The sequence below is a fragment of the uncultured Streptococcus sp. genome, assembly GCF_905372115.1.
GTDB lineage: Bacteria > Bacillota > Bacilli > Lactobacillales > Streptococcaceae > Streptococcus.
On record NZ_CAJPNR010000054.1, the window covers coordinates 1 to 13,432 of the forward strand.

Annotated in this window: 11 protein-coding genes; 8 read left to right on the plus strand and 3 right to left on the minus strand. The window is 43.2% G+C overall.

Annotation, left to right across the window (positions count from 1 at the left end; translation table 11 throughout):
* The 8 genes from QZ169_RS10470 to QZ169_RS10505 all read left to right on the plus strand — a co-directional run.
* On the plus strand, nt 1–738 hold a 738-nt coding region (locus tag QZ169_RS10470), incomplete at its 5' end, for an HAD family hydrolase (protein WP_295506891.1).
* Between the two features lie 25 nt (nt 739–763).
* The gene (locus QZ169_RS10475) at nt 764–1,516 is read left to right on the plus strand and encodes a hypothetical protein (protein WP_295506893.1); all 753 of its coding nucleotides are present in this window, start codon (nt 764–766) and stop codon (nt 1,514–1,516) included.
* A gap of 521 nt (nt 1,517–2,037) precedes the next feature.
* A complete protein-coding gene (locus tag QZ169_RS10480; protein ID WP_295506895.1) occupies nt 2,038–6,564 on the plus strand; it encodes a S8 family serine peptidase in 4,527 nt (1,508 codons plus the stop codon).
* A gap of 247 nt (nt 6,565–6,811) precedes the next feature.
* A complete protein-coding gene (locus QZ169_RS10485; RefSeq protein ID WP_295506897.1) occupies nt 6,812–7,834 on the plus strand; it encodes a hypothetical protein in 1,023 nt (340 codons plus the stop codon).
* A gap of 26 nt (nt 7,835–7,860) precedes the next feature.
* A complete protein-coding gene (locus QZ169_RS10490) occupies nt 7,861–8,721 on the plus strand; it encodes a DUF6287 domain-containing protein (protein WP_295506899.1) in 861 nt (286 codons plus the stop codon).
* A gap of 319 nt (nt 8,722–9,040) precedes the next feature.
* Nucleotides 9,041–9,958 (plus strand): glycine--tRNA ligase subunit alpha, encoded by a 918-nt coding sequence (gene glyQ, locus QZ169_RS10495; RefSeq protein WP_125408127.1) that lies wholly within the window; start codon nt 9,041–9,043, stop codon nt 9,956–9,958.
* 2 nt (nt 9,959–9,960) lie between these two features.
* Entirely contained in the window at nt 9,961–12,000 is a 2,040-nt protein-coding gene (gene glyS, locus QZ169_RS10500; protein ID WP_295506902.1) for a glycine--tRNA ligase subunit beta, read from the plus strand.
* Between the two features lie 20 nt (nt 12,001–12,020).
* A complete protein-coding gene (locus QZ169_RS10505) occupies nt 12,021–12,278 on the plus strand; it encodes a DUF896 family protein (protein WP_002916326.1) in 258 nt (85 codons plus the stop codon).
* Nucleotides 12,279–12,338: 60 nt separating this feature from the next.
* Here QZ169_RS10505 and QZ169_RS10510 read toward each other — a convergent pair whose 3' ends face one another.
* From QZ169_RS10510 to QZ169_RS10520, 3 genes are read right to left on the minus strand one after another with little or no spacing between them, the layout of a single operon-like run.
* Complete coding sequence (locus QZ169_RS10510) at nt 12,339–12,515, minus strand: hypothetical protein (RefSeq protein WP_002903298.1); 177 nt, start codon at nt 12,513–12,515, stop codon at nt 12,339–12,341.
* The gene (locus tag QZ169_RS10515) at nt 12,512–13,054 is read right to left on the minus strand and encodes a DUF3278 domain-containing protein (RefSeq protein ID WP_124765598.1); all 543 of its coding nucleotides are present in this window, start codon (nt 13,052–13,054) and stop codon (nt 12,512–12,514) included. Before QZ169_RS10515 ends, QZ169_RS10510 begins: the two co-directional genes overlap by 4 nt.
* A gap of 47 nt (nt 13,055–13,101) precedes the next feature.
* Nucleotides 13,102–13,317 (minus strand): helix-turn-helix transcriptional regulator, encoded by a 216-nt coding sequence (locus QZ169_RS10520; RefSeq protein ID WP_002896937.1) that lies wholly within the window; start codon nt 13,315–13,317, stop codon nt 13,102–13,104.
* Nucleotides 13,318–13,432 lie beyond the last annotated feature (115 nt).

Here is a 13,432-nt window from a genome sequence, read left to right on the forward strand (position 1 = left end):
ACTTCATTTTATTGTAATGAAAATGGTGTTGCAGTTTGGCCTTCTCAAGTAGTAAATTACACAAATAAGACACAATTTTTATTTAGAATTTCTAAGGGAGTACTTGATGTAAATGACCCTGCAGTCAATGATTCTTTCCCAGTTGATCAGTTGCGAGTTCCTTTTAGAAATATGATTTATATTGGTGACAGTGATACAGATATTCCATGTATGAAGTTGGTGAATTCGCACGGTGGTTATTCTGTAGGTGTATTTGACCCAGAAAAAAATGATAGAAGAAAAGTTCATAAGATGATTCGAGAGAATCGGATTGGTTATTTTGCTCCCGCTGATTATTCCGAGGGAAAAGAATTAGATAACTTAATTAAGTTAATGATTGATAAAGCGGTCTTTAATGAACAGCTTGAAGAGAAGAAAAATGCTTATAAAAAAGAAGCATCGTTACCTAGAGAAAAATCAGAAGAGGAGCAAGAAAAATCAGATTTGCTAGCTGCATTGGAAAGTAGTGCAAATTTCCAAAACACTCATAACGTTATTAGAAAATTATCACAATATAAGAATTGGCAATCTGATGATATTTTGAATCTTTTATCAATTGCGCGCAATAATAGTCAAGTATACTATATTCTTAATGACTTTGATATTAAAAAGTTCTATCTCAACATTTTAGAAAAGGCTCCTTCAGACAGTGAAGAGGCAGAGTTGATTAGAGAAATTATCAAGCCACAAGAAGATTAACATGGTGGTAGAAAAGGAGATTATCATGACATCAGTAACGCAACGGATTTCGCAAATTAAACAGCCTCGTGGCGGTTTTTTGCCAGTTAAGCTCTTTTCTGAGGAAGAGCTTTCAGATGGGAAAGACTTGTCTACTCAAGAAAATGTTTCACCTAATTTAATTGGGCTTTGCGTGGACTATCTTAGTCGGTTTATGAGTGGTTCAGCCAAGGAGCATGCTTTTGAGATTTCTCTGATAGGAGCTTCCATGGCAGGGATGGAAGCTCAGGCACAGAAGTTTCTCAGCAAGATTACCAATCTGGATGATAGCTCTATTTCAAACGCTTGTAAGTTGGTAGGCTTTGATGTGGTTTATCGGGCTGGAATGGCTTTTTATAAGCCAGTTGAAGAGATAGAACCGGACGAGCAGACGCTTGCTAATATTCGTACCATGGTAGAGAGAAGTCTATCTTTCTTTGTTGGCTATGGTCCAGTAGTTAAAGATGGTTTTGACTTGAAAGGTGCCTATACGGACCAAATCACGATTGGAGATGGTGACTTTTTGACTGCAGATACCCTCTGGGACTTTAAGGTATCAAAGACAAAGCCTAACAAAGACCATACCTTGCAGCTGCTGATTTATTACCTGATGGGGACTCGCTCTATTCATCCTGAGTTTAGCAGCATTGAATATTTGGGGCTTTACAATCCCAGACAGAATGTCGTTTATCGTTTGGCTATCTCAGACATTCCCCCAAAAATCATATCAGCAGTTGAAAAAGAAGTTATCGGCTATTGATAACCGCTCTGCTGTTTCTCAACCTCATAACTAGAAAGAAACTTATGACACAAGAAACAACTCAAACGTCCCAGAGGGTATCAGCCACTCTGGAACTCGGCGGATGAGCTCCACTAACATAGATTGTCACCAATATCAATCGCACTAATAAGGAGATTGAAAGTAAAACAGCTGAACTTGTAGAAATGCTAAGCCAGCTCAGAGGCACAACGTCTGAAGCCCAGGAAGAACTGGAGAAGTTTTTGGCTGAGTTTGAGAAATAATATCTAATAAGCATCCTATCACAAACCAATCAAACTGGTGCATTCTGCGCTAGTTCTGATTGGTTTTTCTTATTTCCGGATTTTAAACTGTATTTATTCTGTATTTCAAATAAATAGAGACTTGAAACTTTATCATATAGTAGTTTTTGGCTAAAACATTCGCCATTATTACGTTTTGGTTAAATTTGTTAGGATTGTATGAATTGTCAGAAAATTTTTATTATAATATGGTTTATAAATAAAGATAAGGAGACTTCTATGCAAAGACAACGTTTTTCACTCCGTAAATACAAGTTCGGTTTGGCTTCTGTTCTGCTAGGAACTGCTCTGGTTTTTGGTGCGGGACAGGCTCGGGCAGATGAGCAGGCGACAGCTAGTTCGTCAGGGCAAGGTCAGCCATCTACCACTGTGGTATCAACGACTGAGTCTGCTTCTCAAGCAGCTACACCTGAGAGTCAGCCGGTAAGTCCAGCACCTGTGGAGAAAGCAGCACCAGCTTCTTCTGAATCGGCCGCTTCAAGTACAGATCAGGCTAGTCAGCCTTCTACGGCAGAGGCTAAGGAAGCATCTGCAGCTCCTGTAGAGAAAGGAGCTGCTTCTTCATCGGAACAAGCTTCTTCAAGTACTGAGAAGGTAACTCAACCATCTACCACGGAATCCAAGCCGACAGCTCCAGCTAGTCCTAGTCCGACTGTAGAGTCTCCGGCAGCCACAGACTCAGACAAGCCTGCTGCTAATCCTGATGCAACAGCAGAGCCTGCCGCTTCTCAAGGTGCTAAACCAAGTAGCATCAGTACCAATGAGATTATCAAGGTTCCTCAGACCTGGTCACAGGGTTATAAAGGCCAAGGCCGGCTGGTAGCGATTATCGACTCAGGTCTGGATGTCCATCATGAGGTTCTGAAGATTTCTGATCCATCAAAAGCCAAGTATCAGACAGAGGCAGCTCTGGAAGAAGCCAAGAAAAAGGCCGGCATTAACTACGGGAAGTGGTACAACAGCAAGGTTGTCTATGCCTATAACTATATTGATGGTGATGACAATATCAAGGAAAAAGACAGCAACTCACATGGTATGCATGTAACTGGGATTTCAGCGGGAAATCCCAACAAGAAAGCTCCTAATAATGAGTACATCTACGGTGTTGCACCAGAAGCGCAAGTCATGTTTATGCGGGTCTTCTCCGATCGTCAGCTCACTACTGACGAGAGTATCTATGTCAAAGCCATTGATGATGCGGTGGCTCTGGGAGCAGATACCATCAATATGAGCTTGGGGTCAGCGACAGGGGGAACGGTCAATGTCAATACGAGTCTACAGGCGGCTATTGAGCGTGCTCGGGCCAAGGGAGTGAGCGTGGTCATTGCGGCGGGTAATGACAATACCTTTGGCAGCGGCTACTCTAAGCCTCTGGTTGAAAATCCAGACTATGGTCTGGTTAGCAGTCCATCAGTAGCAGAAGGCTCTATCTCAGTCGCTTCTGTCAATAATACGGTTCTCACCGAGCAAGTCATGGCAGTCCATGGTTTGGAGAAGAATGCTAAGCTGCAGAATGGCAAGTTCAGCTATGCTGTGAGCGACACAGATGCAAGCTTTGAAAAGGGCAAGGAATATGAGTATGTCCATGTTGGTCTTGGCCGAGCAGAAGACTTTGCTGGTAAGGATCTGACAGGGAAGCTGGCTCTTATCCAGCGTGGCTCTATGTCCTTTTCTGAAAAGCTCAAAAATGCCATCAAGCATGGTGCTGTTGGTGCTCTGGTCTATAATAACGTTGAAGGTGCCAACCACAAGATGGCCATAGACAGTGAATCTAAAAAGATTCCGTCAGCCTTTATCGGAAAGGAGTATGGAGAGGCCTTAGCAGCCGGTCATTACAAGGTATCCTTTAGCGGGGAACAGATTAATCGGCCGCATCCAGGAGCAGGTAGTCTGTCTGACTTCTCTAGCTGGGGAGTGACGACAGATGGTTTGCTCAAGCCGGATGTGACAGCACCAGGCGGTGGTATCTATTCTTCTCTTAACGATAATACCTATGGTAATATGCAGGGAACCAGTATGGCTGCTCCTCATGTGGCTGGTGTAGCGGCTCTGGTCAAGGAATATCTGCTTCAGCACTATCCAGACCTGACGCCTGCTCAGAATGCAGACTTAGTCAAAGCCCTCCTCATGTCCACAGCCAAGCTGCACGTCAATAAGGAAACTGGTGCCTATACCTCTCCGCGTCAGCAGGGTGCAGGTATCGTGGATACGGCAGCGGCTATTTCTACCGGCCTCTATGTGACAGGGGATAACCAATATCCTAGTGTTTCCTTGGGCAATGTCCAAGACAGCTTCACTTTTGATGTTACGGTTCATAATATCACTGATAAGGACCGGACGCTGAAGATGATTGTCAATACCAATACGGATGCGGTTAAGGATGGTTACTATACTCTGACACCTCGCAAATTAACTGAAACAGTCTGGCCAGAAGTTACTGTCAAGGCTCACAGCAGCCAGAAAGTGACGGTCAAGGTAAATACTGCTAAGTTTGCGGAAGAGCTGCTCAAGCAGATGCCGAATGGATATTTCCTAGAAGGCTTTGTCCGCTTTGTCGATCCAGCAGATGATGGTGATGTGGTTAGCCTGCCATTTATGGGCTTCCGTGGGCAATTCCAAGATCTGCCAGCTGTAGAAAGACCAATCTATGATCTAGTCCAAGAAGGCAAGTCAGGCTTCTATTACCCAGTGCCAAAAGACAAGAGTATCCTAGCTAATAGCCATGCCTCTACTCTTTTGACTGAATCCAGTGACACACTCTATTCTACCGGTCAAACGGCTACTCGCGGCACGGTCGTACTGGGAACTGCTGAAACTGCTGACGGTAAGCATGTGCTGCAGCTAGGAGCGGATGGCAAGATTCGCCTGGCCTTCTCGCCTAATGGAGATGGCAATCAAGACAGCATCCAGTATCGGACAGTTCTCTATCGCAATGTTAATAATCTAACAGCTAGTGTCTATACGGCAGATGATAAGGACTATCGCTTCCCAATCTGGCAGAGCAGTCCAGCTCATAGTGAGCGTAAAAACCACTACAGCGGTCTAGAAAGAAATCCTAAGTCTTACCTTATGGAAAACACACTATGGGATGGTCGTGACAGCAAGGGTGAGAAGCTGGAAGACGGCCTCTATACCTATGTGGTTCGCTATACGCCAGCTGTACCAGGTGCTAAAGAACAGCAGATTAGCTTTAACCTGCAGATTGATACGCAGAAACCTTTGATTAGCTCAGGCTATATCAGTACCAAGAATGGCGCAGAAACTTTTACAGCTCGTAAGCCAAAAGATGTCGGTAACGGCGGTATTTTGAGAGAACAGGTCTTCTATCTGCAGGCGGATGAGAAGGGGCAAGTGACCTATAAAGGTTTGGATGCTCTTGGTGCTGAGCGTGACTATGAGCACAGAGTTTATATCTCAGCCAATGCGGATGGCAGTTACACCTTGCCAAAAGGAGTAGACAAGTCCAAGATTTTCTATGTGGTAGAGGACTATGCGGGTAACCGTGATGCCATAGCCCTGTCAGAGCTAGTAAGTGCTGAAAATGACGGGCGCATCCGTGTTGCTCTGGTTGATGCTAATACGCATCAGGATGTATCCTCAACCTTTGTCTATCGAATCAAGGACAGCAAGGGCAAGTATGTCGAACTGGACAAGGGCAAGCAAATCAATGCTCTGCCATTTGGTCGCTATACAGCTGAGATCTTTACTTATGATAAGGATGAGCTTCGTTTCTACAGTGCTCTGACTCAGGAGTTTGAGCTGACAGCCCAGGATAGCTTTAAGACAATTGAGTTTCTAGTCAAGAAGCTGGTCTTTGCACCGGTCAGCGTTGCCTTTGATCAAGCTGTTCCGAAGAATACCCAAGTGGTTCTCAAGAATAATAATGGCGATGCTTATACGCTTCCAGCAGAACTGTTTGGCAAGCATGCCTTCGGAAGATCCGTAGCAGCTGGATTCTACTCTGTCTTTGTCAACCTGCCGACTGGTTATGAGCTCTGGGAAAATGAGCCGACCGTCGAGGTCAAAGAAGGCCAGAATAATCTGTTGAAACTGGGAGTTATCGTCAAGTCAGGCTTGCTGGCAGCTGTCAATCAGCAGTCTAGTCTGGTCAGCACTGCTCATTATTACAATGCTTCTGCAGCGAAGCGCACAGCCTACGACCAAGCATATCAAGCAGCCAAGGAAGCTTTGACAAGCAAACTGACCCAAGCGCAAGTTGATGCCGTAAGAGGTAAGCTAGAAACAGCATCAGCTGATCTAGACGGCAAGGACTCTGATATTGCTGCGGTTAAGGCGGCTGTGGAAGCCTATGCAGCTACTACTAAAACAGGAGCTTATGCCAATGCTAAGGATAGGACTCGCCGTGCTTATGACAAGGCCTTCCAAGCAGTGTCTCTGCTCTTGGTGCAGGACAAGGTGACCCAGGAGCAAATCGATACTGCCCTAGCTCAGCTGACTACAGCAGAGAAGAAGTTGGATGGCAAGGCGACTAACTTTACTAATCTCAAGAAGCTAGTCGATGATGAGGTACATTACCAAGCCATCAGCAATAAGTTTATCTATGCTACTGACGCGGTTAAGGCGGCTTATCTAGAGGCTTATGCACAGGCTAAGGAAGTTTTGGCTAATTCAGGCGCCAGCCAGGAAGATGTCAAAGAAGCCATTGCCAACCTCAGAGCAGCTAAGAGAAAACTTGATGGCAGAAAGCCAAGAGTTGTGAGACCGAAAAAACCTAAACAAGTCTAATTGGTTTAGATTAGTTGAAATCCCTTAAGTTGAAACTTGAGGGATTTTTATAATGCAAAAAATGCTCCTGATTATAATTTATTCAAGCAGGAAGAGTTTGACGGGAGTTTATATTTTTTACTCAATCCAAACAATAAATTTTATAGTACTATGTAGTCAAAAACGAAATATTGTGTGATATAATAAAACTGAGGAGAGCTATTTTGTATAAAACACTTTAACAAAAGGGAGATTAGAAGGAAGAGAAATGAGTTTTAAGGTAATCAGAATAACTGAAGATAAAATTTACTTAGGGGATGAACAGGGAAGTTTTACAATTGTGCCGAAAGATGATTTGTCTTATGATGAATTGAAAATCGGAGATATGGTAGATTATTATCAAAGCGATGAAGGTTCTTTAATTATTCCAGTCACCAATTCAACATTCAGGAGGCGAAATGATTCAGTTAAAGTCAAAAAAAATAGAGTGGGATGGATTGTCCTCTCTGTAGTCCTTTTTATAGTCTTTGTAGTTGGCTTATTTATTATTTTTAATAATTCTAGTGAGGAATCAAATAGTGTTGTGGATATGCTAAGTAGGTTGAATGTTGAAAAAGATACTGATAAAACTAACTATCAAGAAGTAGATTATGATAAATGGAATCATGATCAGCTTGAAGAGTATACAAAAGTCAAAATATCTGGAACAGTAATTCAAGAGAGTGAAGAAGATAGTTCATATATTTTACGTGTTGCGAAAGACAATGATCATAGCAAAATTGTCTATGTTGAAATTGACAAAAAAGATTATGATAATGTCATTGCGGAAGATGATATCGTTACTATTTATGGTTTGGCTATCGGCAGAACAACATACGAGACTATTTTCCATAGCTCTGTGACATTACCTTATATGCAAGGTTTAATATATGAAGTCGATACTGAGGAAACGGAAGAAAATTTTGTTACTAAAGAACTTTATAACTCAGATGGATTGAAAATTGAGCAAATCAAAAACGGAACTTTGCGTTTTTATAATAATAGTAGTCAAAAAGTGAGAGTTCGTCCAGAATCAATTGACGTGGAAGGACAAAAAATAAATGAGTATTCACTTGATCTTCGTGAGGAATTACAGCCAGGCCAATTTGTAGACGGAGATATAAATGATAGTGAGGGACTGCTTAAGGCTGGCAAGGTGATTAATATCATTTTGAAAGTAACAAATGATGACTATGAAGAAATAACGAAAATCAATATCTCTGTAAAGTTAGAAAAAGATATTGTGAACTAGAAACTATAATCTTGTGGAGATAAAAAATGTATAAAGTGTTAAAGGTTAAGGATAAAAAAGTTTATCTTGGGGATGAATGGAATAATTTAAAAATTATTCCATTCGAAAATTTTGATTTCATTCCTGAAATTGGAGACAGTATAGAACTTTTTCAAAAAGATGATATTATTATTCCTATGTTGAATTCACAGAATAATTCCCCAAAAAAGAGAAGGAAAAGTAAATCTGTTTTTAAGAATCCTCTGTACTTAACGATTGGAATATTGTTCTTATTAGTAATTGGAATTGTGTCATTTGTATTTCTGAGTAAACAGCCTGAAACTAGCAAAGAGGCTGAAAAAATTGCAGAAAGTGCTAGACCTAAGAGTAATGAACGAAGTCATTCTTCGTCTAGTAAGCATCTGACTAGATCAGACTCTAGTAATTCAGTCTCATCCACATCAACTAGTGACGATAGGTCAGCTGCTTCTCAGTCGGAGTCCTCATCTTCTCTAGAATCTAGAGAAGTGAAAGAATCAACAAATATCTCATCATCATCTGAATCAAATGGAAGCCCACTTCCAAAAGAAAGCTATGCCGCAATAGTAGGTACATGGAGAAATGCGAATGGGAATACTCTGAGAATAGATTCAAATGGTCAAGTTAGCCTAGATGGCTTTGTTGGAACTTCTAAGCTTGAAAATGTATATACACTACGAGGCGGTGGTAAATCTTATGGAGCAGGAGGGGTATTTGTCGGATACTTTGCGGCAGGAACGTCAATTGAAGAGGCCTACTATGGATATCATGATGATAAATCAGATATAAATAGAGACAGAATTATTTCAGGACAAAATTTAAGTAGTGACCGTGAGTCACAATCTATTTTCTATAGAGTTTCAGAATAATTTCTATAATTCGTATATTGTAGTCGAAAAATAATTTTACAAATTCATATTTTTCTGTTAGAATTAAGTTTACGAGAGAAGTCTTTATGAAATAACTTACTAGCGAGTCTGGGGCGGTGCAAGCCAGATAGTTTTAAAATAGAGATGGCGCTTTCGGTTAAAATTTTTAAAGTAATGAAGTAATAAATTAGGGTGGAACCGCGTCTTGACGCCCCTAGGTAAATAGCCTAGGAGTGTCGGATGTGGTTCTTTTGCTTGTTCAAACAGAACAGAGGACAGCCCTAGCGCAAAAAATCTAAAGAAACAAAAGGAGTAAAAAATGCCTAAAAAGTTAACATTTCAAGAAATTATCTTGACTTTGCAGCAGTTCTGGAATGACCAGGGTTGTATGCTCATGCAGGCTTATGATAACGAGAAGGGGGCGGGAACGATGAGTCCCTATACCTTCTTGCGGGCTATTGGGCCAGAGCCTTGGAATGCGGCCTATGTAGAGCCGTCTCGCCGGCCGGCAGATGGTCGTTATGGGGAAAATCCTAACCGTCTTTATCAACACCACCAATTTCAAGTGGTTATGAAGCCTTCTCCAAGCAATATCCAAGAACTGTACTTGCAGTCTTTGGAGCTCTTGGGTATCAATCCGCTGGAGCACGACATCCGCTTTGTCGAGGATAACTGGGAAAATCCTTCAACTGGCTCGGCTGGTCTGGGCTGGGAAGTCTGGCTGGATGGTATGGAAATCACTCAGTTCACATACTTCCAGCAGGTCGGAGGTCTGCCAACTCAGCCGGTGACCGCTGAGGTGACTTATGGTCTGGAGCGTCTGGCTTCTTATATTCAAGAAGTGGACTCAGTCTACGACATTGAGTGGGCTGATGGCGTTAAGTATGGCGAAATTTTCACGCATCCTGAGTATGAGCATTCTAAATACAGCTTTGAAGTCAGTGACCAAGACTTGCTCTTGGGGAATTTTGAGAAGTTTGAAGCGGAAGCCAAGCGCTGTCTGGACGAGCATCTGGTGCACCCGGCCTATGATTACGTTCTCAAATGCTCGCATACCTTTAATCTCTTGGATGCGCGTGGCGCTGTATCTGTGACAGAGCGGGCTGGTTATATCGCCCGTATTCGGAATTTAGCGCGTGTTGTGGCTAAGACCTTTGTGGCTGAGCGCAAGCGTCTAGGCTACCCACTTTTGGATGCAGAGACTCGCGAGAAACTCTTGGCAGAGGAGGGAGAATAATCATGGTAAAAAATTTATTAGTTGAACTAGGCTTGGAGGAAATGCCAGCCTATGTCGTGACACCGAGCATGAAGCAGCTGCGCGACAAAATGGGAGCCTTCCTGACAGACCATCGCTTGACTTTTGAGAAAATTGAAATGTTCTCAACGCCTCGTCGTTTGGCGGTGCGAGTGGTTGGCTTGGCGGACAAGCAGTCTGATTTGACCGAAGATTTCAAAGGCCCTTCTAAGAAAATTGCTCTGGATGCAGATGGGAATTTTACCAAGGCTGCAGAAGGCTTTGTCCGTGGCAAGGGCTTGACGGTTGAAGACATTACTTTCCGTGAAATCAAGGGGGAAGAATACGTCTATGTGACCAAGGAAGAAATCGGCCGCCCAGTAGAGGAAATCATCCCAGCAGTGACGGAAGTTCTGCAAGCTTTGACCTTCCCTGTCAGCATGCACTGGGGCAACAACACCTTTGAATACATCCGCCCGGTCCACACCTTGACTGTACTCTTAGATGAGCAGGCCTTTGACTTGGATTTCTTGGATATCAAGAGCGGTCGTACCAGCCGTGGACACCGTTTTTTGGGGCAAGAAACGGAGATTGCCTCAGCGGATTCCTATGAAGATGACCTACGGGCTCAGTTTGTCATTGCCAGTCCTCTTGAGCGGGGAGATATGATTGTCGAGCAGATTCGAGCACTTGAAGAGGAGCACGGGGTTTCTATCGAGATTGACGAGGACCTTTTCAATGAAGTCTTGAATCTGGTAGAATATCCAACTGCTTTCCTAGGTAATTTTGATGCCAAATATTTAGAGGTGCCTGAGGAAATCTTGGTAACTTCCATGAAAGAGCACCAGCGTTATTTTGTTGTGCGCGATAGCGAAGGCAAACTTTTGCCGCACTTCATCTCTGTTCGCAACGGAAATGCAGAGCATCTGGAAAATGTCATCAAGGGAAATGAGAAAGTCTTGGTGGCTCGTCTGGAAGATGGGGAATTCTTCTGGCGGGAAGACCAAAAGCTGGCTATTGCTGACTTGGTTGAAAAGCTGAGTAATGTGACCTTCCACGAAAAGATTGGCTCTCTAGCAGAGCACATGGAGCGGACTGGCAAGATTGCGGCTCTCTTGGCACAAGAAGCAGGATTGGATGATGATGAGACAGTCGATTTGGCTCGTGCAGCGGCTATTTATAAGTTTGACCTGCTGACTGGTATGGTTGGGGAATTTGATGAGCTGCAAGGTATCATGGGCGAGAAGTATGCTCTTCTGGCTGGTGAGAATGCTGCGGTGGCAGCTGCTATTCGGGAGCACTATATGCCGACATCAGCCGATGGCGAATTACCTGACACCAAGGTCGGAGCAGTCTTGGCTCTGGCTGATAAGCTGGATACCATTCTGTCCTTCTTCTCAGTTGGACTGATTTCGAGCGGTTCCAATGACCCTTATGCACTGCGCCGTGCGACTCAGGGTGTTGTGCGTATCTTGGATAAGTTTGGCTGGAACATCGACTTGGCTCAGCTTCTTGGTCGACTTTACGAACTCAAGTTTGATAGCCTAAGCTATGACAATCAAGAGGCGGTGCTGGACTTCTTCCGTGCCCGCGTTGAGAAGATGATGGATCGCAATATTCCGAAAGATATCGTGACAGCTGTTCTTCAAAGCACTAACTTTGTCGTACGCGATTTGGTAGAAACAGCTGCGCTTCTAGCAGAAAAAGCTCAGGAAGCCAACTTCAAGTCAGCAGTCGAAAGCCTGTCTAGGGTCTTTAATCTAGCTGAGAAAGCCCAAGGGCAGACAGCTGTCAATCCAGCACTCTTTGAAAATCAAGAGGAAAAAGACTTGGCTGCGGCCATTGAAGCAGTAGAGCTGACATCTGGCTTAGCTGCCAATCTGGACCAACTCTTTGCTCTCAGTCCAGTTATCGATGCTTTCTTTGACCATACCATGGTCATGGCAGAAGATGAAGCTGTGCGTAACAACCGCCTAGCTCTCCTGACGTCTTTGACGGCTAAAGCGGGACAGCTGGCCCAGTTTAATCAAATTAATACGAAATAACAGGTAAGAGAGGTAGAATCATGGATCCTAAAAAAATTGAACGCATCAACGAACTGGCTAAAAAGAAAAAAACGGAAGGCCTAACTGCTGAGGAAAAAGTGGAACAAGCCAAGCTTCGTGAAGAGTACATCGAAGGCTACCGTCGTTCTGTTCGCCATCACATCGAAGGCATCAAGATTGTTGATGAGGATGGCAATGATGTGACACCTGAGAAGTTGCGTCAAGTTCAGCGCGAGAAAGGTCTTCATGGCCGAAGTCTGGATGACCCAGAGTCTTAAGTAGATATAAATAAAAAATCCCTCGCTAGGAAGCTAGAAAGTTCCTGTCGAGGGATTCTTTTAATCTTGTTTACGTTTTTTCAAAATGCGGAGGGCTACATAGATGCAGCTAACGATGATTGCTACATCCAGCCAGAAAATCCAAGGCTCCGTGATACGGAAAAAGAAATAAGCAGCGATGGCAATAATGAGGGACAGAATGCCTAGATCCATTTTTTCTTTGAGATTGAGTCTCATAGGTCTTCTTCCTCCTTTTTTTGTGCTTGGCGAATCTTTCCTTTGGCAATGAAATGCATCATCAGTCCAAATCCAAGGCCTGCGGCTAATCCAGTTATAATGAGTTTAGGCTGAAGCAAAACTTGTAGGATATCTTTCTTTTCCATGACAGCTATCATGATGCCGAAGAGAGGGTAAAAGAGCAACCAATAAGAGAAACCTGCTTTGAGACCAGCATGTTTCATAGCTTTTTCTTCTTTTTCATCCTGAAGTCCTAGCTCTAGGTCATCAATTCCTTTGCGGCGTGCTTGGATGACTATATAGACACAGAAGCCGAGGATAAGGATTTCCAGCAGGATAGGATAGGCAACAGCGATAATTTTGGGCCAGCGAAAGGCTAGGGGAAAGGCGATAGCATTGCCAAAAATCAGAATAAAGAAAAGCCAAATAAAGCCTATATTTCCTAAGTGCTCAGCCTGTTGGCGTTTTTGCTCGTCCAAAGGTCCGGTAATGCCGTAAAATCGTTTGATCATCTTGTCTGAGAATGTTTCTTTTTTCATGTTTGTGTCCTTTCTTTAGGTATAAATCTTGCTGCAGGGAAGAATTCTTAGTCCTCTGAATCTTCATCTGTCAGCTGGGGTTCCCAAAAGAGGGCGTTGAGGTCAGTATCCAGCGCTCTAGCCAGATTGATACAGAGCTCGAGAGTGGGGTTGTATTTGTTGTTTTCAATCATATTGATAGTTTGCCGCGATACCCCGATAGACTTGGCCAACTCTAGCTGAGACATCTTTTTTTCTTTTCGAAATTCTTTGACACGATTCATTACACCCTTCCTTTCTAATACTATAACTGATAACTTTCAGTAAGTTTGTCAGTTATATTTGACTTTTATTTTATGCTAGTATAATACTTTTTGGGAAAAGTGTCAAGTATATCTG